Source organism: Klebsiella sp. 10-1 (genome assembly GCF_009758445.1).
Classification (GTDB): Bacteria; Pseudomonadota; Gammaproteobacteria; order Enterobacterales; family Enterobacteriaceae; genus Klebsiella; species Klebsiella scottii.
Map to the genome: position 1 here is coordinate 90,109 of NZ_WQRE01000009.1, position 26,356 is coordinate 116,464.

Below are 26,356 nucleotides of genomic sequence, written 5' to 3' on the forward strand. Positions count from 1 at the left end.
CTGAACTGTATCCATCTACGAAGTGACTCGGCTACAAATACTCTGTATATGAATGCATTTATGTAATGCTGGGTTAGAATAAATATCTCCACGATGGAAGATGGAACAAAGTCAGATAACCGCCCAGCGGTAACAATATTGATGAGCTGGGACCGCGGTCCCAGCTGGCTCACGCCGCTGCTTACATGGCTCAAGTGGGACCACGGTCCCAGCTGGCTGACGCCACTGCTTGCATGGTTCAAGTGGGACCCCGGTTCCAGCTGGCTGACGCCGCGGCTTGCATGGCTCAAGTGGGACCACGGTCCCAGCTGGCTGACGCCGCGGCTTGCATGGCTCAAGTGGGACCGCGGTCCCAGCTGGCTGACGCCGCTGCTTACATGCCTCAATTGGGACCACGGTCCCAGATAGCTAATGGTTGATGATTGGGGACAATACAGAAAAGTGAATAAGGGTCGTTATGGTGAAGAACTTCTGAAATAAAAATTCTCCACCGTTCGGTATGTTATGGGGCTGTAGATCCCAGTTCTTTCAAAATGGCTTCAATTCTTTCAATACATTCTGCAGGCAAGCGCGTTCTGTCGAGGTTCAATATGACTTTATCACCCTTGTAGAGCGCAGATGCACCTGGTGCGTATTGATGCCGCGAGCTCAGATTAGATCTGACCGCAGGTTGAATTTTCAGAACAGCGGTCAGCAGAGAAATAACCTCATCAGCTTCAAAAATCACCCCCGCTTTCTTTTGCTCATGCAGGTCAGCAGCCTGTTTTATCAGTAATTCCTCTTTATCGGCAAAAGCTTTAAAGAGGGCCTCACCAGCCCGGGCTGAAAGTTCGCCAGGATGAGAGAAGAGGGCGGCAACCGATTTTGGCAGTCGGGATGTATTGATACAGCGACTGATAATCTTGCGCGAGATGTTTTCTGCATCGGCAAGTGCAGAAATATTGCCGGCAAATTCATTCTGCAGGCGGTTTGCATAGCGATGGCCACGTTCATAGGCACTGGTTGGACGATAGTCATTACCTAGCCGTGACAGCGCCGCCATTTGCTCATCATCAAGGTCACCTACCAGGATCCGATAGTCACTGGATGTAAGGATGGCAGCTTTGCGGCGACGGCTGCCATCCGCAATCTCAATAACACCTGAAACCCGGCGCCCGAAAGCAGGTGTTTGCTGGCCTGCCAGTAAGAAAGAAGGGATCAGGTCGTCCAGAGCGTCTTCTGTCAGAAGCTCCTGATCACGTTCATTACCTGACCAGACCCTGGAGTTACCTTCAACAGAGCTACCTGGGATGACTTCCAGTGTAAATTTGACTTCTCGTCCACATACAGGCAGAGCGATTGCATTTCCACGGGCCATTGCCCCAACACGTGCAATCAACGAATCAACCATTGGCGCGGCCGGGGCGGGGGACGTTGCCACTTCTGCAGGTGCGGTACTCGCAGTATGTTTTGGAATGACGGGTGCGCGTTTCATTATCTAATCTCCCAACGTGGTTTAATCAGGCGATCAAAAATTTCATTGCAAACAGGCTCCCAGATAGACAGTGCATTACGCCAGGCACCGGTGGAAGAACGCTGATCGATAGCCTGTTCAAAAACCGTTCTCATACGGATCTGACCTTTACCGACTTCATCCGTTTCGCGGACAACATTTTTCAAAACCATGCTCCCCCAGGCATCTCGGATCTGTTCTTCCATCCAGGGAGACTGCGAACCATTGTTGTTAGAGTACTTGGTTAACAGGATGCGGACATCCGGCTCAAATCCCTTCAAATCAACGTTCTTCAATAAGTCACGCAGCATGTCAAAAAACTGCAGGGCGGAGGTGTAATCGAATAATTCAGCAGGCGTCGGAACTATCAGTACATCGGCGGCACAAACAACATTTATAGTACCTATACCCAGGTTGGGTGCGCTGTCGATCACGATGACGTCATAGTCGTGAGCCACCGTTTCAATAGCCAAACGCAGCATCAAATGCGGATCGGTTGGCAGTTTTCCTTCATCAAACTTTCCAATCAATTCGGTTTCAATCCGATGTAATGCAAGGCAGGATGGAATGATATCGAGGCCTGGCCAGCAGGTGGGTTTTACCGCATAGCTGGCATCATCTTTTTCGCCAAGATAGAAGGGGAGTAATGTGTCTTTAGCATGAATATGGAGATCGGGTACCCATCCGTGATACATCGATGCTGTTCCTTGTGGGTCGTTGCCTTCAACAAGCAAAACACGTAACCCTTTCAGAGCAAGATCCTGAGCAAGATGAACAGAAACTGACGTTTTATAAACACCACCTTTATGAGCGGCTACGCCGATAACCGGTGGGAAGGCATCTCCTGAACGACGCAGACGGGTACCAAAAACATCTCGCATGTGATTGATTTGTTCGATTGTATAACCGACACGTTGTTCAACTCTGCCGCGGGTTTCAAGATCGGGGTGTGGCAGACGGCCAGCTTTCTCTGCATCCCTGATAGCCTGAGACGATACCCCAACTAAATCAGCGGCTTCACCTATCCTCCAGCGGCGAGTAATTCTGCGTGCCTCAGGGCTGTCGTCATTGAACTGGGCAATTGCAATTGCTTTTGTCATTTCATGGCCAGCGGTTATGCACTGGTTAAGCGTATCCATTAGTCCCATATTGAGCATCCTTCAATCATCACTTTGCATCATTTTATTAAATCTTGGAATTTAATGCAAAGCAACAATAAAAACGCAAAGAGAACTAAAACATGCAAAGTTGCTCACAAAACAGTCAATTATCAATCCAGTTTAGATGAGATTTAACGGATACTGCATACTGCAGTCAATAATAGATACTACCGCTCGCCGCAGAACGCTTTCTCGCCCCGTGAGAAAGCTTTGAGGAAGCGGAAAAGAGCTGATCTTACTGAAAGCACTGACGCGCTGATGCCAATTACGCACACCAAATCTTTCCTGTTGTGAATATTCACTGTGATATGCAATATATTGACTGGGGTACGGCACTCCATTATTCAGAGTGAGCAGAGTTTGCCGATGCATTTCACATACTACAGTCAAGATTTGATCTGTTCGGAGAATAGTGCGAGATCAAGACGATGCACTTACCACTAGGTGTATTTAAAATATCACGCTAGGTGGTGGACTTACGTCAATTTTGATGTGGGCTAGTCTGGTAGGGTTATTCATAGTGTCGATCCAATAAATGATCCTATAGAGATCATAGTGAGATCATAAAGAGATCCCCGGATCGCCTGAGCCCCCGTGCTGACTGGTCTTAAGGGGGCTCAGCATTGACTATAGCATGTTAAATGTTGACTGACGTATGCATTATCTAATACTGTGATATGCAACGGTATTTACTGAGGTATGTATTTCCGTTGACTGAGATATGCATTTATACTTGCCTTTGTGGATAACTGTTGGGATCAAAGATGACGAGCGAAAATAATAGCTTACCTCTGAATCTGCAGGAGGTTGATAAGAAAACCGGTGAAGTTGTTAAGCTGGATGTCAACAGCATCAGTACCGTTCAACCAGTTGCGCTCATGAGGCTTGGTCTCTTCGTTCCTACGCTGAAATCGACAGGAAAGAGTAAGGCTAACCGTAAAAACGTCACAGATGCGACTGAGGAGCTTGTACAGCTGTCTATCGCGAAGAGCGAAGGGTACACCGACGTCAGGATCACAGGATCGCGTCTGGACATGGATACGGACTTTAAAGTCTGGCTTGGGATCATTCGCTCCATGTCAGAGTATGGTGTAAAAAAAGACACACTGGAATTGTCTTTTGTGGAGTTCGTTAAGATGTGTGGTTTTGATTCGCGGCGTTCAAACAAGAAAATGCGCGACCGTATCAGCAACTCCCTGTTCAAACTGGCGACCGTCACGCTGCAGTTCCAGAGTGACACCAAGGGCTGGACCACACACCTGGTGCAGTCGGCTTACTATGATATCAACGAAGATATCGTGGAGATCAAGGCCGAACCCAAACTCTTTGAGCTCTACCACATGGACCGGCGGGTACTGCTGCGGTTGAAGGCAATCGACGCCCTGCAACGTAAAGAGTCTGCTCAAGCTTTGTATACTTACATCGAAAGCCTGCCTCAGAACCCGGCGCCAATCTCCATGAAACGTATGCGGGACCGGCTGAATCTCACCTCAAACGTGTACACGCAGAACCATACCGTTCGCAAAGCGATGGAGCAACTACGGGATATCGGGTATCTGGATTACACCGAATTCAAACGCGGACGGGCAGCCTATTTCAGCGTGCACTATCGCAACCCGAAACTGATCTGCAGTACTGTGAAGTCGCCTCGCAAAGAGGAAGAGGAGCAGTCTCCTGAGCAAAACTATGATGAGGTCATTAAGGCTTTGAAAGCCGCGGGTATCGATCCTCAGAAGCTGGCCGAAGCGCTCACCAGTATGAAGCCAGAAAAATGACTGTAGTACGCAAAAATTCACTGCGGTATGCACTTATTCTTTGTTATTGACTGTGATACGCATCACGCATAGCGCAGTCAATATACCTCTCTTTATCCTTCATGCTTCCACGCATTAAATTGACTGTAGTATGCAATGTAATACGAAATAAACACTGATATTGACTGCGGAATGCGCTTTGGGCGGGTAATACGTTCCATGTATTGACTGAGAGATGATGACCTGCACGCCGCAGTCAATTTTCCTGCTGTTAGCTGATATAGAAGTTAAATGAGCATCTGCGTGACGTACTGATCCGCCCCGAGCCGGGAAAGGCTAACTCACAGCCCGGAACCATACCTTCTGAATAAGCTCGTCATGCTGTCTGACCAAGCGAAAATCTTTCTTTCCTTGTTTCACTGGTTTCCGAAGGACCAGGGCCGGTTTCACTCTGAGGATAAGGATCGTAACAGGAGCTGCATGTCCGGTTCGTCCAATTCGAGCTGCTGTCAGAGAATAGTAAGTCGACGCGTTACCTGTGTTGGTTTTCATCACTGGCAGAAGCCGGACTCTGTGTGATCAAGGAAAGCGGCCCGATGCAATCATGCTCCGTATAGAACATATTGTCTGCGGTATGAGGAAGCGGAAATACATCCGCGGAAGATGGTCTGGCGATACTCTGCAAATACCCGTATGTGCTGCAGTCACACTTCCAGATCGATGCAGTGCGCTGGAAAGAAAGAGTGGGGCGCATCCACGCTGCCCGTGAGTTTTTCAGGGTATCTTCCATCACTGCGGTATGTGCTCATCCGGAATGTGCGTCTGGTAACCCGGGTGGAGAGTTGCCGACGTACAGGATTGGGGCGGACTGCTCAGAGAATTCGGGACCCAGCCATCCAATGAGATCTCATCGGAACATCAATAACGGGTATCCTTTGCTCCGGCAATTTTCGGGTTTCCGTCTCTGACTTATATAAATGTCTGTTATGGCTGGCCGCCGGCAGCGCAAACCTGAAATCAGGTCGCCGGGGGCAGGGCGCGCAGAATATCAGCCGCATCACGACCATCGCCGGTAAACGGGACGGCAAGGGTTGCCGCCAGCTCCAGCGCGAACACTCGGGTGTAGACTTCCATCGAGCGCGGATCCTTATGGCCAACCAGTGCCTGAATGACTTTCTTAGGTTGCCGGTGATAGAGCATGTGCATGATATAACTGTGCCGGAACGTGTGCGGTGTCACCGGGATCGAAAAGTGAACCCCGTCGGTGCCGGCCCGGCTCACTGCCTGCTTCAGCCAGTTACGCATGGTTTCATCGCTCACGCCCCATAATGGCTCCCGCCGGCGGGGGCGGGTGGTGACCATCCAGCTTTCCATCTGTCGTACGTAACTTCCGTCGGTCAGCGGAACCAGACGCACTTCATCCTTTGGCGGGCGACCGCGGCGCGCACGCACTTTTTCTGACAACACCCGCACAAAAGGGCGAAGCCCGTCCATATCAAAAGACTCCGGTGTCAGGGTCTTCGCCTCGCCGATGCGCATGCCGGTGTTCCACATCGTGGCGAACAACATATGGTGGCGTTGATCTGGCATATAAAAGAGCAGGGCGCTTACTTCCGGCGCCAGCAGATAAGCCGGCGTGACGCCGGTAGAGGTAGCCATCCGCCGGAGTGCGATCGCGGTCGCAAAATCGACGCCCGGCGCAATGGGCAACAGGGAGACGCGTTCTGGTGAATTCTGCAGGGGAATGACGTTGTTCATCAGTTATTTTTCACGTAGCGCACGTACTGGTTATGGATACAGGTATTCTGGACTGAAACGCCGGATCCTGCCATGACAATAAATCGCAGCGCGTGGATCCTTTCATTGGACTAACACACAGTATTGCGGGTAAAACCAAATACGTAAAGGATCCTTTTTTGGATGTAATGACAGGCAAAGTCAGGTACCGCACGGCCTGCAGGCGATTTTGTGTGTTTTGGGAGAATTGGTGTAATACCAGGATAAACAAAAAGACTAAAGAAAGGACAGGAAGGTCGTTACGCGAAATCTGACCTGGTACAACCCAGTAACCCTGTCTGATTTCACGTAGCGCAATCAACCGCCAGTTAAGATGGTAACCGGCATCCAGAGTCTTGTTCTGGATTATAATAATGACGATTTCAATATCAGTCTGCAAAAAAAATCATGTCATGTTCAAAAGAAATGATATTATATGCTCACCAAGTTTCATCCGGACCGTCCTTATTTTAATATTGAAATAGTTTGCATGCTAACTCACTTTATTCAGAATAAACCATTATGGAAGGGCTATATTAAAGTCATTAAAAATAGGGTCAATTGCAGCTAGCCAGTTCTCTACCACAGCGTTATCTCCCTTAATTTTTAACCCCTGAGATTTCAGTTCATTTAAAGGTTTCATTGGATAAAGAAGATCCAGGATCTGAGTACGTGATGCTGTAATCGTGGCATCGGGAGAAGCCACAATACCGTTGCGGGGCAGCATAACAACCCCCGTAATTTCCAGCGAAATGGTCTCCATTCTTTCTGGCATAACAATATTTATAAAATATTTTTTATCACCGTTTCGTTCCGGTGAAAATCGGGTAGCAACGGAATCCATTAATAATTTTGTAGGCACGGCAGCTAGCATATCGTTGTTTTGTTTAAGAATTGGTTTTATACGTCCGTTCCGTAGTTCATTGGCAGCAGAAAGAAATTGATTACGCCATAATCCGCTTTCAGACTGGTACCCCTGTTGTTCGTAACTGTCTGCAAGCATCGCCTTTGCCTCAACATTATTAGGTTCAGCAAAAACAAGTTGATTAAGCAAGTCAGATGACCATCGATAATCTCCGGTGTTCATCGCTTTAGTTGCGATATCAAGGATTTTCTTAGACCCGCCGATAGCTTGAACCATCCTTTTGGCTCTATCTACCGGAGGATGTGGGTTCAGATTAGCCGGAACTGCATCGTACCAACCCAGATAGTACTGATATACCGCTTTACTATTATGGCTATAAGTTCCGTAATAACCATGATTGAACCAGTTATCAGCTAGTTGTTTTGGCTGGGTTAACTCTTCAGCAATTTCAGTTGGCGTTTCTCCTCTGTTCATTAATCTTACTGTCTGATCATGAAGATAAGTATAATTATCCCTTTGCGCTGAGAGTAGTTTTGTTACTTCCTGTGAACCGTAGCGAGGCCAGCAATGGCTAGAAATCAAAGTGTCCGTTCTGCCGCCGTATAATTTTAGCGCTTCATCTAAATAGCTCGCCCATAGTTTCGCATCACGAACTTTTGCGCCACGTGGTGTAAGAAGGTTATGTAATGCGCATGTCGACATTTCTGCAGAAAGAAAAAGTCGAGAGTCCGGGATATAAACGTTAAATTCAGTAGGGGCTTCGCTACCGGACACCATCTGAAATTCAAAAGGAACACCATCGACAGTTATTTTTTCACCCGTTTTACTGACAAATTTTGTCGGGGCGATCAAGGTTATCTCTCCTGCGGCAATACTTCCACTTAGACCTGTCCCCATATTTCCGCTTACACCGGGTTTTATACCCACTCCAAATTGAAATATTCCCCTTCGGACTGTTGCAGGTGCGGCCATTATATTTTCACTGGCACTCTCTTCATTAAAACCAAATGGAGCATAGACAACAACCTTTCCCTTCCGGACATCACGCTCGTCCACTACTGAACGAACGCCACCAAAATGATCTGCATGGGTATGGGTATACATCACAGCTGACACTGGTCTTGAACCAAGAGTTTGGTTGACCAACTCCAGTGCAGCTGCAGCTGTTTCTCTAGTATTTAAAGGATCAATAATTATCCAACCGGTTTTACCCCGAATAATGGTCATATTTGATACATCAAACCCACGAATTTGCCAAACGTCTTTTCCTACCTCATACAAACCATGATGACGAAGAAGGCTAATTTGTCGCCATAATGAAGGGTTTACAGTTGCTGGGGCGGGTCCTTTTACAAAATCAAATCTGGTTAAATCCCATGCGATCCCTCCATTACCTGAAGGAATAATAGGCTCCTTCCGGGTTGTAATGAACCCCCGATTAACGGAGTCGATGTCGGAATCGTTGTCTGTTGGAAGTGTTGCCAAAAACTGTTTTTGAAAAGCGATTGTTGCTTCTGATGCTGGTTTGACTGACAAGTTACTATGTGCGCCTGTACTTGTAGCGTAAAAAATCATCGCAGGAATTAGGTAAGCGAGGTGAGTTAATTTAAATTGCATAATGCCTCCAAAAATTTATGTTTAATCATTTGGTTATGATTCTATGAAATTTAGTTTTAGCCTCCGCGAGGCTGTTAACCTACACATCAGGTTCTACTAGATAAAACAGGCAAAAAAAAACCTGAACATCAGTATATCCATTTTGAATATATCGAAGTTCAGGTTTTGCCTGCTACGCAGTAACAATCCTGTCAATAGAGCTAGGATTAAAATATCAACGTCTTTATTCATTTTCCAGTAGCATCACCTGATTCTCTTATGTAAGTGTGATATGGCTCACTTACATCTCTGAATCACATCCTCACCGTTCATCTGATCTGAACGTTCCGACTAGTTTACCGCCTTGTCTAATTTGTAGGGGTATGGGGCATGAATACAGTAAATCTCTCGTCTTATGTAGAACAATTTACATCTACATATTAGCATTTCCACAATGGTACATTAATGTGACTATCATCACGCTCCTTGCATTGGCTGAATAAATAAGTTGAAAAATGATAAAGAATAGTTATATATGTACATATCAGGATTGTTACTGCGTAGCAGGCAAAACCTAAATCGCCATTTTTACTAGAAACTGGCGATTTAGGTTTTTTTTTGCATTAAACCTAATGGATTATTGATAAATTACATGATAGAAGAAGTATGTAATAGTGTAACAACGCTAACTCTATGATACAGGTAGAAAATGATTAAATATCTGAGGTTTGCTTCTATATTATTCTCCGGAATTAGTTTTGCCGGTAATATTGCTCATGCAACATCTTCGCAATGGAATGGAACAGTATTAGGTTTTGAAAAACAGCGCGAAGGATTACTGGGCGATATGATGGGAATTAGACCTATCCTTAAAAATAATGGATTTAACTATAATTTAGTATATTTGAATCAAATGGCCTATAACGTCGATGGTGGGTATAATAATGACAAGCATCTCGCTTATATTGACCAGTTTTCGTTAACATTTACTCAGGACTTGGAAGTTCTAACGGGCATCCCTGCGGCGAGAATTGAAGGTAACATTGTTAATCGAAATCATGATGATAATCTCACGATTAAAAGAATTCGAGATCCACGAGTAAAAAGTAATGACTCCACCCAGGAAAGTTATGGAAGAGGTTCAATTACCCGTTTAGGCTGGCTTACATTCAGCAGAGATTTTGATGAAAATCGTCTAAAATGGCGCATTGGTATGATGAGCAAGATGCAAACATTTGATCAAGCGACACCCTGCGATTTTCAGACGCTGATGTTGTGTGGTGGTAAATCAGCAAATGCGTTTTTATGGAGCAACTGGAACATTCATACGTGGGGCTCGACTTTTGCTTATAAACTTACTCCTGAGTTGACACTGAAAACTGGCATAATGGAGCAAAACTCGAAAGCAACAGATCGAAGTCACGCATGGAGTTGGTCCACAAAAGGTAGTAAGGGGGTTATACTTCCTTTTGAAGTTGAAATGAGAACGCATATAAATAACTTACCAGGAGTGTACAACATAGGAGGTTTTGTTTCTAACGCTACACAACCAGATTTATACAGTGGAAAATCTCAACCTAATGGCCTAACCGACCTTGAGGGTTATAAAGAGTATAAAAGGACATTGTTTTTTTGGTCAGCCGCTAACCAACAAATCACTCAACATTCTGATGACCCTAACCGAGGTATGAGTATTGGATGGAATATTGGTCTGGGAGACCAGCGTAGTAATTATATTCATTTCGCTACTGCCGCTTCACTACGTTACCGTGGTCTGTTTGATGCACGCCCCAGTGATTGGATTGGTATTGGTGTGAGTTATATGGATATGAGTAATCATTATCGCCAAAGTCAGTATCAACAAAATGTCATATCGGGTATAAATGATTATCATAACTCAAGATATAAACCTGTTCCGGATCACTCAATTGATGTGGAAATGTATTATCGATATCTTCCCGTAAGTTGGCTTGAATTACAACCGGGAATTCAATTCTGGCATCGCCCTGGAGGACTAAACAAAACTGATGATGCATGGATCTCCAGTTTTAAAACTATGGTTTATTTTTAGAGTTAAGTTTATAACGAAAGACCGTTTCTTTTAAATAAATACGATCATTCCTTAGTTCATCTAGATAAAAGAGTATTTCATCCATATGATATAACTAAATCAATCTTGAGTTAGGTATTTATTCCATTGGATTCGTAATTTTTCTCAAATCCAGAACCTATGAGTGTTCGATCCAACGAACACTCAGGATAGTAAATATAGATATAAACAGAGGTGTGGTGGTGAAATTACGTATCTGAAAGTCGTTAGTCTAATTTTTTCTAAGTAAACTCTTAGCAGTGATGACGTAGGCTGATTTAATCACCGGCTTATTTATATAAATAACCCAAGGGTTGTCTCTAACATTCATTTGAATTGCCAAGGATAATCTAGACTGGACTGACTCCACAACCGTAGACATATCCAGTCCTCACGACGAGGCCTGCTCGAATTCCTCCGGGCTGACGCCGCCGAGATGACTGTGCCGCCGGGTCCGGTTGTAGAAGGCTTCAATGTTACCTCTGATATCACAGGCCGCGAGCGTGTTAAGTATTAATTATTATCCCGGCCTGAGCATCATTTGCATCCAGCAATAGCCATAATGGATTCGGGCTACATAGATATACAGAATGTGCAGGTGCAGTACGCTGACATCGGTGACAAAAGATCGGTAATGGAATGGTACTGCTACTGTCCGCATAGCAAAGCAACCCCGTCGTTTGCTGTTGCCTTAGTGGAGTAGTAAATTATTAACCATTCCCTTCCAGTACGTCCTGCAACATGGTCTTCTTGAGTTTCACTTCGACAAAGCAGAGTCTACAGCCCCAGATTTTCCTCTTCACATCTGCCGGATGTGTTTCATATCCGAAGGCGAATTCCGGCATATTTCTTACACTAGGTAATGGGATGGAATACCTCCACCTCCTTCTGCGTTTAACTGAATCAGGCTAATAAGTCACATTATAGTTAGCGTATTGAGCGAAAGATAATACTTCAGACACTATTAAGTATTCTGTCTCCTGGTTGGTATTAATGCATGTACGGGAGAGTTTTACTGGCAGCGGAATTTGAAACCTGGGTATAAGTTGAAAATCATCAGCCCCAGTATGTAAAACCCTTTGTTCGCTGGTAGAAAAATGATGGCAATGATGCACCCACCATAGCAGTGGCACTAATGCAACCAACGATGCGGTTTGTTCCACTCGGTGAATGGTGACTTTCTCATCGGCACTACCTCCGTTCGGAGGCGTGTTCACCATGTAGCAATTTTGTTTCTGAATGGATAGAGGATTTCTGGTCGGGGTCAATACCCAATATACAGTAGAAATAGTTTCTATAGATTGACAATAACGAAACGAAACAGTATCGTTTCGTTACTGTCAATAATCCTGATGGTGGTGCGAAAGTGACAACATGATGAATAGTCCAAAGGTGGCATCGCAGGGAGATTCAATCTTGTTTGTATTGCTTCTATGAGATGGCCATTGCTTTCCTGTGATGTAGTAATTGACGTTACCATCAAATTAAATGTCTTATAATTCAGTTGGTTATGAGATAGGTAACTCTCAGCCATCTGACTGGCCATTTAAACTGGTTCGCAAAGATGGTTGGGGGAATTATGTCACGAATTATGGATGTGTTTTCCCTGCTTATAGGGGGACACCAGGATTAACACCCTTTGAATGAGCCTTCCCACTCACGTAAAAAAGGATTATGTAATGAGACATCCCACCAATTCTTTTAAATTGATCAACTGTTCAGGATCAGCGGTATTGGCAATATTTACAGTTTCGCTTTGTTGGGTATCGATTGCTACGGCACAAACTACCCGTTCCGATGAGGAGGGATCTTCAAAATGGTCATTAGGCGCGGGAGTCGCTGTTGTACAAAAACCTTATCGTGATGTTGATGCCGATGTTTTACCTTTGCCTCTGTTTTCGTACGAAAACAGATGGATTAGTGCCTCTGTTCCAAAGCTGGATTTAAAACTTCTTTCCAGTGAATCCGTTACGCTGAGCCTGAGAGCCAGATACGCTGGGGACGGCTATGATGCAGACGACTCCCCGTTCCTTGCCGGCATGGATGATCGCAAGGGCAGTATATGGGCAGGGGGGGCAATGATGTGGAAGACGGGCATCGTCGATCTTTCGGCGGAAGTTCTTGGCGACGTTTCCGGCAATAGCAAGGGCTCTCGTGCAAAATTGCAGGCGGAGCGGCGTTTTTCCTCCGGAGCTTTTGGCATAACGCCGAGGTTGGCTGTTGCGTGGGTGGACAGCAAATTCGTTGATTACTATTATGGCGTGAAGACATCAGAAGCGCGTCCAAACCGCGGTTTTTATGAGGGGGAGTCCACCACCAATGTTGAGGCGGGGGTGCGCTTGGATTACACCCTGGCACGGCGTCACACCTTGTTTCTTGATGCGAGCGCCACCCGGTTCGGCAGCGCCATCAAAGATAGCCCGTTAGTCGACAGTTCAAGCCAAACGATGGTGAGCGTCGGTTATCTCTATCGTTTTTAATCAAACTTGATTTATCGCTCATGGCGGGCCGTCGCCATGAGTCTCTTCCTGAGATCGGTTGACAAATACGCCCTGTCTATACAGGGCGATCTGCGTGCTTCGGCCGCCGTATCCGGAGGCAATGGATAATCAGCCGTCAATCGCCAAAATCGCCATAAACGCCTCGCGTGGGATTTCCCGTTTTGAAAACCCGATGTTGTGTTTCTTATTTTCGCGTTGCTTACGAATAAGCCGTTTTTTCTGCGATACGCTGCCCTGAAACCCTTGCGCCAGCGCGCTTTTGCGCAACGGCGGGATATCTTCCCGCGCGATGAAGCGGTTTTCCACTTTTGCCTGCACCGGCACCGGATACAGCTTGCGCGGGATGACGTACTTCAGCGTTTTCACGATTTCGGACGCCCGCGCCCAGGCCTTTTGTCGGGCGATGATAAAAGAAAAGGCGTCCACCAGTTGGTTATCAAGATAAATATCGCAACGCACCAGGTCGGCGCGGCGATAGCCTGAGAATTCGTAATCCAGCGTGGCGTAGCCCTGGGTGAGGGATTTCAATGTATCAAAAAAGCCGAAAACCATCTCATTAAGCGGGATCGCCCAGGTCAGACGCACGGCGCCGCCGTCCAGATAGCGCATATCCACAAACTCGCCGCGCCGGGAGGCGCAGAACTCCATCATGGCGCCCACATAGGTATCCGGGGTATGAATGGTGCTGACGACATAAGGCTCTTCGACGTAATTCAGCACGTCTTCGCCCGGGAAATGCGCCGTGTTATCGACGCTCAGGCATTGGCCGTTATGTAACCAGACGCGATATTCAACGTTGGGCGCGGTGGCAATCACCGAGATGCCGTATTCCCGCTTCAGGCGCTCGCGGACGATATCCATGTGCAGCATCCCCAGAAAACCACAGCGGAAGCCCGCACCCAGCGAGGCGGAGACTTCCGGTTCAATGTGCAGCGCCGCATCATTAAGAGACAGTTTATCCATGGCGTGGCGCAATCCTTTCAGAGCGTCATCTGCATCGGGATAAAGCCCGGAAAACACCATCGGTTTCATCTCCTGATAGCGGGAAACCGCCTTGGTTGCGGGATTCGCCGCCAGCGTCAGGGTATCGCCGACCCGGATCGCGCCCGCATCTTTAATCCCGGCGGCGATATAGCCCACTTCTCCGGTATCCAGTTTTTTACACGGCTGACGCTCAGGCAGGAAAGCCCCGGTTTCAGTGACCTCAAAGCGAAAACCGGATGACATGAAACAGAGAGCATCGCCGGTGTTGATGCTGCCGTCCACGATACGCACATGCATGATGGCGCCGTGATAAGGATCATAATGGGAGTCAAACACCAACCCCCGGAGCGGGGCGTGCGATTCGCCGCGCGGGGAGGGTAAATGCCGGGCGACGAACGCAAGCACGGCGGCCACGCCTTCCCCGGTTTTTGCAGATACCGGCAACACCGTGCTGATATCCAGGCCGGGAATGTCGGCCAGTTGTTGCATCACGCTGGCGATATCGGCTTGCGGACTATCAATTTTGTTCAGGACCGGCAGTAGGGTAAGGCCATGTCGTCGCGCCAGATTGAGATTGGCGATGGTCTGAGCCTGAACGCCTTGCGTGGCGTCAATGAGCAGTATCGCGCCTTCGCAGGCGGCCAGGCTGCGCAAAACTTCCGCGGAAAAATCGACGTGTCCCGGCGTATCCACCAGATTGAATTGATACTGGCGGCCCCCATCGCTCTGATAGCGCATACGCACCGTTTGCAGTTTGATGGTGATGCCGCGTTCACGCTCAATATCCATGGAGTCGAGCAGCTGTTCCCGCATATCCCGCCGGACTACGGTTGAGGTGAGTTCAATAAAACGATCGGCCAGCGTGGATTTACCGTGGTCGATATGGGCGATAATGCAAAAATTGCGAATGGAGGAAAATGACATGGGAATGGCCTTTTACATCACTGTTCCGCTTATCAACCAGCGCGCAGCGCGGTTAATCAAACGAACAAGAAAAATCCCACTGAAGATTGATTCAGTGAACGCATAATCAAAACGATGTAAAAGTAGATAGCCGGGGCGGATGATAACGCATTTCACTTTTGCCGTACAAGCTAGCAGCAAAGCAATACGCATGATCATGATCTAATCACCGTTGGCGTCGCCCACTCACGGTTTCCGTCTCAAAAATCAGCAAAACTTAGGGCGACGTCGCAACATTGCGTGACCCTTCCCGCATAGCATAAATGAAGCACGGAAAAGGTGAACTCCAACTCATATCAGTGTCTTGAACAGCATGGGCTCCATGTGCAGTTCCTACACCGCAATCCCCTGATAGCGTATAGCACTGGAAATCGGCCACGACATTTTTGTCATCGAGGTCGGCTAGGGCGACGTCGTCACCAATATCACCAACGCCATCCATCCGCAACCTGTGGCACATCGATTGGGTTGTGAGCAATACTGGCTAGGGGCAGCAAGGCTTGATCGAGGTCCTGACCAATGCCGCGCTGAGCCATGCCTTGCCGCATCGTGGTCTGGGGCTATACCCACAAGGCACTGTCTGAATCCGGCGAATGTGTGCTGGCGGTAACAACGGCGGATCTGACTGGGACTATGGTGAACGTTGGCATTTGCTAGGGTGATGTGTTAGATAAACTCCATCAGCCCGGGCATCGTCTCGAATGTTGGGCCAACCAGGAATGCTACGTTGCCTACTATAGCTGGGAACACTACATGGCAGGAAGCACGTCTGATTCATGACTAGAGCAAGCGGCTGGTTTTTTGATGAATTAAAACGTGTTCCAAACTGCGGCGAAAACTCGATATCTGGAAAGAAGGGATATGATGCTCAAGAGGCCTCGTGTTTCCTAGGCTACGGTACGAAACAGAGCTAACCTATTGCCCACATCTGCTTACAAGACTCGAATGATTGGGCCAGAGGGCTCGAAAACGATTTTTTATTAATAATTGAAAGAGGGAGGGGGCTAGCCTTTTACTCAGGATATTTACGCACATAGGCACGCATGAAAACTTCTACCGCGCGTGAAACTATATTCGATATTTGTCTTTCACTTAGCTGGACAATCACATTATATAAACCTGCTTCATTGATTTCGGACTCCAGTAAGCCAAAATAATGACAGGCGACGACGTGAGGATCTGCGTTGTAAAAATAACCTTTTTCAATAAATGGCTTGAAATATTTTTCAAGATGATAAACCACCCGGGCCGAACCTTGTTGGTAAAATAACCGGCCCAAATCAGGGTTTGTTGAAGCGGCAATCATCATCCGCCGCACAGCAAGTGACTGTGGTGTATGAAAACTGGTAAGGATGTATTGCCCAAATTTAATTAGTGCGTATTGGCAGTCTTCTTCATGATCGGGGAAATTAAGCGAATCTATTGCGTTCCCTGAAAGGGAACTAAACTGCGAGCCATGTCCGCTACGGTACAAAAAATTGATTATTTCGCCATCATGTTCTTGCGATGCGATGGCTATCAAGGAAGAGAATAATGACTCTTTTGAGTCAAAATAGCGGTATAGTGTTGATTTTGCGCTACCTGATCTTGCTGCTATTGCGTCCATTGTTGTGTGCTCAAAACCGACTTCAAGAAAGAGGTCTCTTGCCGCGTTCAAAAAGGCGTTTCGAATATTTTCTGTTTTGCTTCTGGACATTAATACACCGTCTGATTATTTATCTCAGTTTTATAAAAACACAATACCGAAACGATGACGTATCGTTTCGGTATTGTCAAGCTACATTGTTGTAGCAGTGTTATTGATGAGTATAGTTACTGATATTGTTTTATTTATTGATTTTAAATGATATTTTAACAGATTGTCTTTTATCTTTATGATGCTCTTTATCCAAATCAGTTGGCTGTGGTCACTGTTAAATTGCGGAAATAAGCAACTGTGCCTGACTCTAGCCAGACACCAACTCCACCTCGCTGGTTTGCGCCCAGTTTCAAATCGTTGACGATCAATGCCGGCGTTGAATTTTTGTCCAAATAAAGCACTGCCTTCTGTCCGGTAACGATAATTTTCATATGTACCCAGCGTTCCATGTCCAGCCCGGCATAGCTTTCATATTTTTCCGGTGATTCTTGTCTGAGTCTGTCAAATTTGTAATCAGGGTAAGCGACATACTGAACGCTGTGATTACGCCGAACCTGATCCTCCGCAATGCTGTTCGTGGGGCGCAGATAAATACTTTCAAAGTGCCCGTCGTTGTCAATGCGGAAAGTCAGACCGATGAACCCTCTGGCGTAGGCTGGCGCCTTTTCCACGAGTTGGCTGGCTACGTCGACTTCCACCACACCATCGCCAAAATCAAGCGGCAACCATGCCATAAAGTTTCGGTCGGCCAGTTTTTCCGTCTCTGGATCCTGTATTGCCGCAGAAGGCATGGTCATTTTAAACGCCGGCTCGCCTTTGAACGCGCTTTGTTCTAGTGATACGCCGGAAAGCGTGAAGTCACCGACGGCAAAGCTGGCCGCGGCGCCGGCGGAAAAAAAGTCAGCGGCACAGAACAAGCCGAGAGAAAAAGGTAAGGTGCGTATCAGACTCATAAATTCCCCGGTATGCTAATTTAATTGCCTAAACTAATGGTATGAAATCAATTGCTGATCCGATATAAAACAATGGATTCCATGTGATGATAACCAGCAGTGCTCCGGCAGATAAAGCGTCATTTGGATTGGACTCTGCAAACGTTTTGTAGGGGATGAACTAATGAGGTTGAACCGGGGCTCCCTGTCTCTTCGTTCTTTTCGCCGGACAACGGGTCGCTATTCGATCGCCATTTCGGTCAGGATCCACTGGATAACGGAGTTATGTCGCGGTTTCCAGCCTAGTTCCTGGCGGGCGCGCACCGATCTGACCCTGCTGTTGGAACCTAATGAGTAGCGGGCCCGGGTTTGACCCCATACCTGTGCAGCCTGTTCAATCGACCAGCTTTCCGGCCCTTGGACGCCGAGACGTTTCGCCAGCGCAGTCCCTAATTCAGCAAAGGATGATTCTCCATTTTCGACAAAATAGAATGCGCCTGATGACGCATTTTTCAGCGCCAGTCGGTAAAGTTCGCAAAGATCATCTATATGGACGTTCGACCAGATATTCACGCCTTTTCCAACGATGCGCATTACGCCGCTCTCCCTGGCCTGATTAATGAGCAGCGGGATCTGTACGCTGCGGGTGCCAGGGAGCTTCCCCTCTCCATAGATGAGGCTATTGCACAGAACTATGCCGCGTATTCCCTGTGCTGCCAGTATTTTTTCATCAATCGCCCTTCGAGCCTGTTTTTCCGGCGTTATCAGCAGCGCGCTGTTCTCATCAAAGCTGGTGTCGTTGACTTTATTGCCATCGCTCATATCGGCGATAACACTGGTTCCGCTGGTATGGATGAGCGGCTTGCCGCTGCTGCGAAGCGCCGTCAATAAGGTTTCCACGGTATTCAGGTCGTCGCTGTTGGCGGCATTGATTACGGCATCGGCCTGCTGTGCCTCGCGGGTGAGCAACTCCCGGTCACTCAGGTCGCCGAGAACGGGTTCGATCCCTCTGGCCGTCAGCAGTCCGGCCTTATCTGGATTACGGACCAGCCCTCGAATGCGGTGTCCGGCGCCGCGTAAATATACTGACAGCGAGCCACCAATGTATCCTGTTGAACCTGTGATGAAAATCTTCATTTCGGGCCTCCTTTTCATCGGTAGTTATATAGCGCCGCACGGGTCAGAACCGTTGTTCACGGTTGAACAACGGCCTGATATAGACACAAGAAGGGATAGGATATAAACAATCCTCAGCCTGATTTTTTCAGCGTCTCGGAAAACAATTCACCGGAAATGGCCCAGTTCTCGGTCTTCACGTCGTTAAAAATAACGTATACATACTGCGGATCGACATTGGTATGTTCGGCAATGGCGTCGGTGACGGCTTTGGCTATCGCAGGTTTGGCTTCATCGCGGCCTTCGAACATCTGGATGTTAACTACGGGCATGATTCGATCCTCTTTTAGCGTTGGAACGATTCTGGTTTGTCAGTTCATCCTGATGGCTGTTTTATCCTAGTGCTAACTTTCAGGTTGATAAAGGTGCAAAAAGAACACGCTGAGTAGATATAAATTCTACAATCAGCCAAAAGCATTCGCTGCGGAAAGGCTGACCAACTCATCAATGATAAATCTTACGCCAGGTAAAAGGTGGCGCGAACGGGGCCAGATGACGTTCAGTTCCGTGGCCGAAGGCGTCAGCTCCGGCAGCAGCGTAACCAGCTTGCCTGCTTCAATAACAGGCCGTAGCAAGGATTCCGGGAATTGCACGATACCTGCCCCCGCCACGCAGGCTTCAATCATGGCGTCGCCATCGCTGATCTGGTGAAAAGGCGATGGATTGAACTTTACATCCTGCCCGTCGGCGCCTTTAATCAGCCAGCTCAGTGGCTTACCGCCGCGCCAGGCCATAATGCAGCGCTGTTGTTTCAACTCGTCAAGGGTACGCGGTATGCCGTACTGCGCCAGATACGCGGGAGAGGCGCACAGAATCAGGCGTTGCTCATTCAGTCGTCGCGCGATCAGGTCCGTACTGTTTTTCAAAGGGCCGAAGCGGATCGCCAGATCGAAACCCATATCCAACGGATCGATAACCCTGTCATTAAAGGTAAGTGTGAGTTTCAGATGAGGATAACGCCGGCACATATCCAACAGGACAGGCAGCATGACGGAACGGCCAAATGCGGCGGGCATATCAATTCGCACCAGACCCGACGGTTCCGTGAGCTTTGAACGCAAGGCTATTTCCGCCGACTGAAGTATATCAAGCGCGCTCTGGCAACTGGCCAGATAGGCCTCTCCTTCCGTGGTCAGGCTGATTTTACGCGTGGTGCGGTGAAAGAGCAGCGTTCCCAGACTGTGCTCAAGGCGGCTGATGCTTTTACCCATAGCTGATTTTGTAATGCCAAGCTGTTCCGCAGCTTCAGTGAAGCTTTGTGCATTGGCGGCGGCGACGAAATAGACGATGCCACGGAAAGATTCGGTCGAGATAGGGATAGACATTTTACCTATACGCCTTTTTATTTGCAGTTCAACGGATGTATCATTCTAGCGAAAACGGCATACCGCGGGCAGTGGCAAATGAAGTCGTCACCCTCGCCGACACGGGGCTGCATTGGGATGTCTCGCTGGCGTAAATCCCTAATCAGCTCATGAGTCCACCGTATCTTGCCCGAAATTTTCTGTTGCGAAGGCCAGAAAACAACGCAGTTTGGGGGTTAGTCTTCTATCCGGCGCATACATCAAATGAAACGGGCGGGGGGGGATTGTATAATTGGGCAATACGGCATTGAGCCTGCCTGCCTCAATATGCGGAATAACCAGTTCGGAAGGCTGCATAACCACGCCAAAGCCGGCCAGCGCCGCGCTGATTAAGGCTTCGCCGCTGTCCAGCAGCAGGCGGCCGCTCACGGGAATAGATATGCTTCCCTCGCGGCCTTCAAAAGTCCATGTCGTTCGCAATGACGTATGCGTGAAAATCAGACATTCATGGTGCAGCAAATCTTCCGGAACATGCAAGGGGGAGGCCGAAGCAAGATAGGAAGGGGATGCGCAGATAATAAGGTTATAGGGCGCCAGCTTTCTCGCCATTAATCCACTGTCCGCCAGTTCACCTACGCGAAAAACGGCATCATATCCTTCATCAATCAGATCGACATATCGGTTAGTCAGCGTCAGTTCGATGCTGATTTCAGGGAACTGATTGAGAAAAAGTGGCAGTTTTTGTGTCAGCGCATTGATGCCGAACGTCACCGGCGCATTAATTTTAAGACGACCTCGGGGGATTATTCGGGCTTCTTCCGCGAAGGATTCGGCGGCTTCGACTTCAGCAAGAATGATTTTTGCCCGCTCGTAAAAGTGGTGACCTGCTTCTGTCAGGCTGTGCTGACGAGTGGTTCTGTTCAGTAGACGAACACCTAAATGCTGTTCAAGTACTGAAACATGCTTTCCTACAAGCTGTGGCGACATTGTCAGTGCATTGGCCGCTGCCGTAAAAGAGCCGAGTTCTACGGCCTTAACATAAACAGCCATACTGGTAAGACGGTCCATTGGAAACAACCTGTTTTTATTTGTGAAGAATAACACTACTTTATATTGATAATGAGAGTCGACCCTAAAGAGGCATTTGCAATGCTTTACACGCAAACTGTTTTAATCAGGTTCATGGCGCCCTTGTGCTGGTAGCTAATGAGGCAAATGTAATTGTATACCATCCGGTGGAATGGGCATCAGGGTGTAGCAGCGACATAGCCGATGCCACGCATCGGGTTCAAATATGACTGGGGGGATCTTGAAAACGAGATTATGTCTGCGTGGTTGACCTGCCGGATGTTGTCTCAGTTTCGGAAACTCTGGGGGGATCGGACACAAGACGATAACAACGAATATTTGTGTAATGTGCGTTGACGGATCTCTTATTCACTGCTCGATGATCTTGAAGCTGTGTGAATGGTTAACTAACTATGTCCGTTTCGTCCAAGCCACTGCCACACCGATTTATCCTTCCTATGCTTCCTGTCGTCATCGTTGACTTTGTCGCACACTCTGTGCACAGCTGGCGTAGTTCGCTATGGTAGAGTGACTCTCTGGTATGAAGTTATACAGACATGATGATTTCTGCGGGGCAAAATGATGGAAATGAAGTGGTCAACTAAAACTGGACCGTTGTGCGGATTCAGAAACTCCTGGATAGAAATTGCTTCCCCCATCCGCTGGGTGCAGAGTTCTGAGGGCCTGATTTGGTTGTGGAATAATCCTAGATCAGTGGTGGTGTCGAGCAAATGAACAGTGAACGGAATATTCTGACACCGCGCGCCTTGGCTGAAGCGGGTAGTACTTCCGGTGATCGTCTCGCACCCGGTACGAAACTTGTTCTGGGGATCTTGGTGGTCTCGACGTTCGTGGTCGTGCTTAACGAGACTATCATGAATGTGGCTTTGGCAACCCTCATTGTCGACCTCGGTATATCTGCAGCGACAGCACAGTGGCTTACGACTGCATACCTGCTCACTATGGCGATAGTGATCCCGGTCTCAGGCTTCCTTCTTCAGCGTTTCACCGTTCGCCAATTGTTCATCACGGCCATGTCGCTATTTACAATCGGCACCTTAGTTGCGGCCTTGTCCTCAGGTTTCGCCATGCTCCTGACCGGTCGTATAGTGCAGGCGGCGGGCGCTGCCGTCATGATGCCCTTGCTCATGACAGCAGTAATGCACTCCGTGCCAGCACGACGACGGGGTTCTATCATGGGCACTATATCGATCGTAACCGCAGCAGCGCCCGCGCTCGGACCTGCAGTGTCTGGCGCGGTGCTAAGCGTGTTGGACTGGCCATTCCTGTTCTGGACAGTGTTGCCGATTGCTATGACGACGCTCCTTATTGGCATCTTCCGCTTGCGCAATGTAACCCAGACGCGCCGCGTTCGTATCGATGTGCTCTCGGTTATTCTTTCCGTTTTTGCGTTTGGCGGCATCCTGTTCGGGCTCGTTAGCATCGGAGAGTCCGCGAACGACGTGGCGCACATTAATCCGTTGATCCCCCTTACCGTTGGCGCTGCCTTCCTGCTTGTATTCATCATTCGGCAACGATATCTCGCTCATCATGACCTTGCTCTGTTGGATTTGCGCACGTTCCGGACGGCTCAGTTCTCGTGGGCGATCATTGTCACCGGACTGGTGGCGATGACTTTGTTCGGCACGCTCACTGTTCTCCCTCTCTACCTGCAGAACGTGCTGGGGATCGGCCCATTTGCCACCGGCCTGCTGCTGCTGCCTGGTGGCGTGCTTCTCGCGGTACTCTCACCGGTAGTCGGGAGTCTGTACGATCGGGGCGGTATTGGCCCTCTTATCATGTCCGGGGCGGTTCTACTGGCGTTATCACAGTTCGCTTTCGTGCTGGCGCTTGCTCAGTACGATTCCTCACTTTCGGCGATGATTATGTTCACTGTGATGCACATCGCTTTGGCCTTTCTCTTTACTCCTCTGATGACTGTGGCCCTCAGTTCGCTCCCCGCCGCGCTTTACTCGCATGGCAGCGCGACCTTTTCAACCGTGCAACAACTGGCTGGCGCAGCTGGAACGGCGACGCTCGTCACGCTCATGACCGTCGGTTCCACCCGCACTGGTGGGGAAAGCAACATTGCCGCCGGCGTGCGCGACGCCTATATTGGGGCATCCGTCATCGCTGTCATTGCTGTCATCTCTGCGGGGGTTCTTGTATTGATCGTCCGGCGACTCCGTTCTCTCAACTAGCATGGGACGAAATGCCATCCTCGCAGAGGACTTCACACTCTCCAACCATGTCGCCAGCCTTGAACGGGTACTCGTTACTTAGTTAATATGTGATGTCACCTCGAGTTATTTTGCAACCTCGAGTTTTTTCATCGGCACCACCTCAGTTCAGGGAGGGGACATCATGCCGGAATTCTGTGTCTGAATGGCGCCGGATTTTGGGTCAGGGTCACCTCAGGTGGGGGTTGGGTTAAAGAGTTGTTGGATGCGGTGAAAATGGACAGATTTTTCTACATAATACCTCCACAATGTGTATTTACAATAATGCTGCATCTCTATTTGAAACGTCAGGGAATAGCAGACATGCCAGAACGTTTAAAACAGACTGAGGAAGAACCGATCACCAGCTTTCTCTGGTGTGGTGCAATGGTAATTGTCTATGCACAGACGGTAAAGTTTGCCGGAACGACGCTACAGCGCCACCTACTGCCAACCAATCTAAGGTTGAGGGTAAATCAAGAGGTGAGAAAATCTGGTATCACCGCTACGGCTAAACAGGGCGGGGGAGGTTAGAGGGCAGCATTTGAGAGAGTTATTGAACTGGCTGGAGGCCTTGAGGTAAGACAAAGAGCCACGAATGGCCTTTTTTTCCCATGGGGATAAAACAATCCAAATCCCATAATCACCCTACAATATGGGCAATCAGTGTAGATGTTGAACGATGCGGGGAACAGTACTCTACGGGACATTAACCGCAGATATATCCCATTGAGTTTTAATTCTTTTTCGTACATCAAGATAACTCTATCCAACATTTTATAATCGTACAATGTCGGCCTGCCTTACCGCCAGTTGCCACGACCTTTAGCGGTAATAGCGTGTCGGCACAGTTCACGGTTATTCTCAGACCGTGTTTGTGTGGTGTATTACTATAAACCAAGATTGGACTGACCCCACAAATGAGTGGATAGCTGAGTATTGTCTCGGTTCAATAATTACCGACTTTGGCTTTTTTCGGATCTTCGGTGAAAAAGAGAGAAGAAAGGATATGTCAAGCATATCCATATGCTAAGCATCTGCATATGCATCACCTATACAAACCCATTCTAAAGGCATATACTTCACCTATGCGGGAATACTCCCTGGCATACCCGGCATATGAGGAAAACCCATGCGCACAGTTTCTATTTTTAAAAACGGCAATAACCGCGCCATCCGTCTGCCCCGCGACCTGGATTTTGAGGGGGTCAGTGAGCTGGAGATCGTCCGGGAAGGGGACAGCATCATCCTGCGTCCTGTCCGGCCGACCTGGGGCTCGTTCGCGCAGCTGGAAAAGGCCGATCCGGACTTTATGGCGGAGCGTGAGGACGTTGTCAGCGACGAAGGACGATTTAACCTGTGAACAAAACCTACATGCTCGACACCAACATATGCTCGTTCATCATGCGCGAGCAGCCGGAAGCCATCATTAAGCGTCTGGAGCAGGCCGTCCTGCGAAATCACCGCATCGTGGTCTCGGCTATCACCTACGCCGAGATGCGCTTCAGGGCGAGCGGCAAGAAAGCGTCACCCCGTCACGGGCAACTGGTCGATGCATTCTGCGCCCGCCTCGATGCCGTGCTGCCCTGGGAGCGGGCCGCGGTGGATGCCACCACGGAGATAAAGGCTGCACTGGCCGCGACCGGGACACCGATCGGCCTTAACGACACCGCGATTGCCGGGCACGCTATCGCGACCGGCGCCATCCTGGTGACGAATAATACTCGGGAGTTCGAGCGGGTGCCTGGTTTGACGCTGGAGGACTGGGTTAAGTAAACTGATGGCTTCAGGGAGGTTCTTATCACGCCTGGTATGTTATTTCAGCGTGCCGGGTAAGAGTATAGAGCCTGTCAAACTCTCGGTATAAGGCTCTCCCCGTTTCAGCTGCGTGTCGGAGTTTTGCTTCCAGAAGGTCAGGCAGTGCGATCCCGTTACTGAGTTAATGATAAAGATCATAACCACTGACACAAATAACCCGTTTCCCTTTGCCGAAGGCAGTTAGACCTTCAGGAGTAAATCCCATCCAGCTGATAAACACGCCTCGTGTCTATGTTACTTATAATTCAGGCGACGAGCGTCTGCGGGCCTCCTCGCTGCAGACACTGCCACTCCGCAAGTTCGGCACCTGCAGCGTCGGTAATAATGAGGTCTATCTCCGGTATCTGAGCGTAAATAACCCGACTGGTGACGCCGATTTTACTGTGGTCCGCGAGAATAATACGCGTTTTAGCACACCTCACCATCGCACTGGCGACGGCCGCCTCGTGATGGGCAAAGCTGCTGGCGCCGTCGCGGGCGGTTACCCCCACTGGCGACAACAGGGCGACGTCGGCGCGGTAGTGGTGGATTTCGCTGATGGTCCGATCGCCACTGGTGGCCTGTAGCGACGGGCCCATATGGCCGCCGAGCAGGATAACCTCATGCTTAAGGGCCATCTCTCCGCCACTGAGTTTGAGAGCCACGTTGAGGCTATTGGTGATAATGATCATGCCTGGCATCGACAGCAGTTCGTCCGCCAGCAGGGCGGTGGTGCTGCCGGCGTCGATAAACAGCGTCTGCCCCGGTGTCAGCTGCTGCACTGCCGCCCTTGCGATATCGCGCTTCTCTTTCGCGCGTACAGTATTGCGCACCGATAGCGGCGGCTCGGCCTCCTGAGCGATGGAGGCGATCCCGCCATGCACCCGCCGCAGCGCGCCCATCGCTTCGAGCTTCAACACATCCCGGCGTACCGTCTCGCGGGAGACACCGAGATGCTGGACAACCTGCTCGGTGCTGACCCGGTTGAGGGTGGAGAGCAGCGCGCAGATGCGGTGAAGGCGGGTCTCTTCTAACATGAAT

At 48.8% G+C, this 26,356-nt stretch carries 19 protein-coding genes and 2 pseudogenes; 7 read left to right on the forward strand and 14 right to left on the reverse strand.

Features of this window, described 5'->3' with window-relative positions; translation table 11 throughout:
- Positions 1-502 precede the first annotated feature (502 nt).
- Positions 503-1,474, reverse strand: a complete 972-nt coding sequence (locus GO007_RS25180) for a ParB/RepB/Spo0J family plasmid partition protein (protein ID WP_095104704.1) — start codon at positions 1,472-1,474, stop codon at positions 503-505.
- Positions 1,474-2,640: a plasmid-partitioning protein SopA gene (gene sopA, locus GO007_RS25185; RefSeq protein ID WP_095104706.1), complete on the reverse strand. Its 1,167-nt coding sequence runs from the start codon at positions 2,638-2,640 to the stop codon at positions 1,474-1,476. The genes GO007_RS25180 and sopA overlap by 1 nt, the downstream gene beginning before the upstream one ends.
- Positions 2,641-3,416: 776 nt before the next feature.
- Here sopA and GO007_RS25190 point away from each other — a divergent pair.
- Positions 3,417-4,427, forward strand: coding sequence for a RepB family plasmid replication initiator protein (locus GO007_RS25190; protein WP_095104708.1), 1,011 nt, complete (start codon positions 3,417-3,419; stop codon positions 4,425-4,427).
- 996 nt (positions 4,428-5,423) lie between these two features.
- Here GO007_RS25190 and GO007_RS25195 read toward each other — a convergent pair.
- Together GO007_RS25195 and GO007_RS25200 are read right to left on the reverse strand one after the other, a co-directional pair.
- Positions 5,424-6,164 carry a tyrosine-type recombinase/integrase gene (locus GO007_RS25195; protein WP_095104710.1) on the reverse strand — a complete coding sequence of 247 codons (741 nt, stop codon included), beginning with the start codon at positions 6,162-6,164 and terminating at the stop codon, positions 5,424-5,426.
- Between the two features lie 538 nt (positions 6,165-6,702).
- Positions 6,703-8,664: an alkyl/aryl-sulfatase gene (locus tag GO007_RS25200; protein WP_095104712.1), complete on the reverse strand. Its 1,962-nt coding sequence runs from the start codon at positions 8,662-8,664 to the stop codon at positions 6,703-6,705.
- Positions 8,665-9,352: 688 nt separating this feature from the next.
- Here GO007_RS25200 and GO007_RS25205 point away from each other — a divergent pair.
- From GO007_RS25205 to GO007_RS25210, 3 genes and pseudogenes are all read left to right on the forward strand, one after another.
- Positions 9,353-10,714 carry a carbohydrate porin gene (locus tag GO007_RS25205; protein ID WP_095104714.1) on the forward strand — a complete coding sequence of 454 codons (1,362 nt, stop codon included), beginning with the start codon at positions 9,353-9,355 and terminating at the stop codon, positions 10,712-10,714.
- A gap of 916 nt (positions 10,715-11,630) precedes the next feature.
- Positions 11,631-11,894, forward strand: a pseudogene (locus tag GO007_RS29310) (IS110 family transposase); the annotation flags it as partial.
- A 517-nt stretch (positions 11,895-12,411) separates the two neighbouring features.
- The gene (locus GO007_RS25210) at positions 12,412-13,212 is read left to right on the forward strand and encodes a MipA/OmpV family protein (RefSeq protein WP_095104716.1); all 801 of its coding nucleotides are present in this window, start codon (positions 12,412-12,414) and stop codon (positions 13,210-13,212) included.
- A 129-nt stretch (positions 13,213-13,341) separates the two neighbouring features.
- Here the strand turns inward: GO007_RS25210 and lepA are convergent, their stop codons facing one another.
- From lepA to GO007_RS25250, 8 genes are all read right to left on the reverse strand, one after another.
- Positions 13,342-15,141, reverse strand: a complete 1,800-nt coding sequence (gene lepA / locus GO007_RS25215) for a translation elongation factor 4 (RefSeq protein WP_095104718.1) — start codon at positions 15,139-15,141, stop codon at positions 13,342-13,344.
- A gap of 12 nt (positions 15,142-15,153) precedes the next feature.
- Positions 15,154-15,339, reverse strand: coding sequence for a hypothetical protein (locus tag GO007_RS25220; RefSeq protein WP_143350201.1), 186 nt, complete (start codon positions 15,337-15,339; stop codon positions 15,154-15,156).
- Between the two features lie 853 nt (positions 15,340-16,192).
- Positions 16,193-16,876, reverse strand: a complete 684-nt coding sequence (locus tag GO007_RS25225; protein WP_095104720.1) for a TetR/AcrR family transcriptional regulator — start codon at positions 16,874-16,876, stop codon at positions 16,193-16,195.
- 197 nt (positions 16,877-17,073) lie between these two features.
- Positions 17,074-17,772, reverse strand: coding sequence for a hypothetical protein (locus GO007_RS25230; RefSeq protein ID WP_198389066.1), 699 nt, complete (start codon positions 17,770-17,772; stop codon positions 17,074-17,076).
- Between the two features lie 219 nt (positions 17,773-17,991).
- Entirely contained in the window at positions 17,992-18,888 is an 897-nt protein-coding gene (locus tag GO007_RS25235) for an NAD-dependent epimerase/dehydratase family protein (RefSeq protein WP_095104722.1), read from the reverse strand.
- A 113-nt stretch (positions 18,889-19,001) separates the two neighbouring features.
- Entirely contained in the window at positions 19,002-19,199 is a 198-nt protein-coding gene (locus tag GO007_RS25240; RefSeq protein WP_095104724.1) for a tautomerase family protein, read from the reverse strand.
- Between the two features lie 132 nt (positions 19,200-19,331).
- A complete protein-coding gene (locus GO007_RS25245; RefSeq protein ID WP_095104726.1) occupies positions 19,332-20,252 on the reverse strand; it encodes a LysR family transcriptional regulator in 921 nt (306 codons plus the stop codon).
- 147 nt (positions 20,253-20,399) lie between these two features.
- Positions 20,400-21,299, reverse strand: a complete 900-nt coding sequence (locus GO007_RS25250; RefSeq protein WP_095104728.1) for a LysR family transcriptional regulator — start codon at positions 21,297-21,299, stop codon at positions 20,400-20,402.
- Positions 21,300-22,030: 731 nt separating this feature from the next.
- Between GO007_RS25250 and GO007_RS25255 the strand changes: the two genes are divergently transcribed.
- The 3 genes from GO007_RS25255 to GO007_RS25265 all read left to right on the forward strand — a co-directional run bounded on the left by GO007_RS25255 (position 22,031) and on the right by GO007_RS25265 (position 25,294).
- Positions 22,031-23,500 carry a DHA2 family efflux MFS transporter permease subunit gene (locus GO007_RS25255; protein WP_095104730.1) on the forward strand — a complete coding sequence of 490 codons (1,470 nt, stop codon included), beginning with the start codon at positions 22,031-22,033 and terminating at the stop codon, positions 23,498-23,500.
- 1,150 nt (positions 23,501-24,650) lie between these two features.
- Positions 24,651-24,881 (forward strand): type II toxin-antitoxin system VapB family antitoxin, encoded by a 231-nt coding sequence (gene vapB, locus GO007_RS25260; protein WP_021312767.1) that lies wholly within the window; start codon positions 24,651-24,653, stop codon positions 24,879-24,881.
- Entirely contained in the window at positions 24,878-25,294 is a 417-nt protein-coding gene (locus GO007_RS25265) for a type II toxin-antitoxin system VapC family toxin (protein ID WP_095104734.1), read from the forward strand. The genes vapB and GO007_RS25265 overlap by 4 nt, the downstream gene beginning before the upstream one ends.
- Before the next feature lie 25 nt (positions 25,295-25,319).
- On the opposite strand, the pseudogene GO007_RS29645 reads toward GO007_RS25265, so the two are convergent.
- Both GO007_RS29645 and GO007_RS25270 read right to left on the reverse strand, forming a co-directional pair.
- Positions 25,320-25,562: pseudogene (locus tag GO007_RS29645) on the reverse strand (hypothetical protein); the annotation flags it as partial.
- A 19-nt stretch (positions 25,563-25,581) separates the two neighbouring features.
- Positions 25,582-26,352: a DeoR/GlpR family DNA-binding transcription regulator gene (locus GO007_RS25270; RefSeq protein WP_095104736.1), complete on the reverse strand. Its 771-nt coding sequence runs from the start codon at positions 26,350-26,352 to the stop codon at positions 25,582-25,584.
- Between the last annotated feature and the right edge of the window lie 4 nt (positions 26,353-26,356).

What these genes read in the sequence shown, in the direction of transcription:
- GO007_RS25180 (WP_095104704.1), bottom strand. Translation starts at nt 1,474, where the DNA reads ATGAAACGCGCACCCGTCATTCCAAAACATACTGCGAGTACCGCACCT.
- sopA (WP_095104706.1), bottom strand. Translation starts at nt 2,640, where the DNA reads ATGGGACTAATGGATACGCTTAACCAGTGCATAACCGCTGGCCATGAA.
- GO007_RS25190 (WP_095104708.1), top strand. Translation starts at nt 3,417, where the DNA reads ATGACGAGCGAAAATAATAGCTTACCTCTGAATCTGCAGGAGGTTGAT.
- GO007_RS25195 (WP_095104710.1), bottom strand. Translation starts at nt 6,164, where the DNA reads ATGAACAACGTCATTCCCCTGCAGAATTCACCAGAACGCGTCTCCCTG.
- GO007_RS25200 (WP_095104712.1), bottom strand. Translation starts at nt 8,664, where the DNA reads ATGCAATTTAAATTAACTCACCTCGCTTACCTAATTCCTGCGATGATT.
- GO007_RS25205 (WP_095104714.1), top strand. Translation starts at nt 9,353, where the DNA reads ATGATTAAATATCTGAGGTTTGCTTCTATATTATTCTCCGGAATTAGT.
- GO007_RS25210 (WP_095104716.1), top strand. Translation starts at nt 12,412, where the DNA reads ATGAGACATCCCACCAATTCTTTTAAATTGATCAACTGTTCAGGATCA.
- lepA (WP_095104718.1), bottom strand. Translation starts at nt 15,141, where the DNA reads ATGTCATTTTCCTCCATTCGCAATTTTTGCATTATCGCCCATATCGAC.
- GO007_RS25220 (WP_143350201.1), bottom strand. Translation starts at nt 15,339, where the DNA reads ATGATCATGCGTATTGCTTTGCTGCTAGCTTGTACGGCAAAAGTGAAA.
- GO007_RS25225 (WP_095104720.1), bottom strand. Translation starts at nt 16,876, where the DNA reads ATGTCCAGAAGCAAAACAGAAAATATTCGAAACGCCTTTTTGAACGCG.
- GO007_RS25230 (WP_198389066.1), bottom strand. Translation starts at nt 17,772, where the DNA reads ATGAGTCTGATACGCACCTTACCTTTTTCTCTCGGCTTGTTCTGTGCC.
- GO007_RS25235 (WP_095104722.1), bottom strand. Translation starts at nt 18,888, where the DNA reads ATGAAGATTTTCATCACAGGTTCAACAGGATACATTGGTGGCTCGCTG.
- GO007_RS25240 (WP_095104724.1), bottom strand. Translation starts at nt 19,199, where the DNA reads ATGCCCGTAGTTAACATCCAGATGTTCGAAGGCCGCGATGAAGCCAAA.
- GO007_RS25245 (WP_095104726.1), bottom strand. Translation starts at nt 20,252, where the DNA reads ATGTCTATCCCTATCTCGACCGAATCTTTCCGTGGCATCGTCTATTTC.
- GO007_RS25250 (WP_095104728.1), bottom strand. Translation starts at nt 21,299, where the DNA reads ATGGACCGTCTTACCAGTATGGCTGTTTATGTTAAGGCCGTAGAACTC.
- GO007_RS25255 (WP_095104730.1), top strand. Translation starts at nt 22,031, where the DNA reads ATGAACAGTGAACGGAATATTCTGACACCGCGCGCCTTGGCTGAAGCG.
- vapB (WP_021312767.1), top strand. Translation starts at nt 24,651, where the DNA reads ATGCGCACAGTTTCTATTTTTAAAAACGGCAATAACCGCGCCATCCGT.
- GO007_RS25270 (WP_095104736.1), bottom strand. Translation starts at nt 26,352, where the DNA reads ATGTTAGAAGAGACCCGCCTTCACCGCATCTGCGCGCTGCTCTCCACC.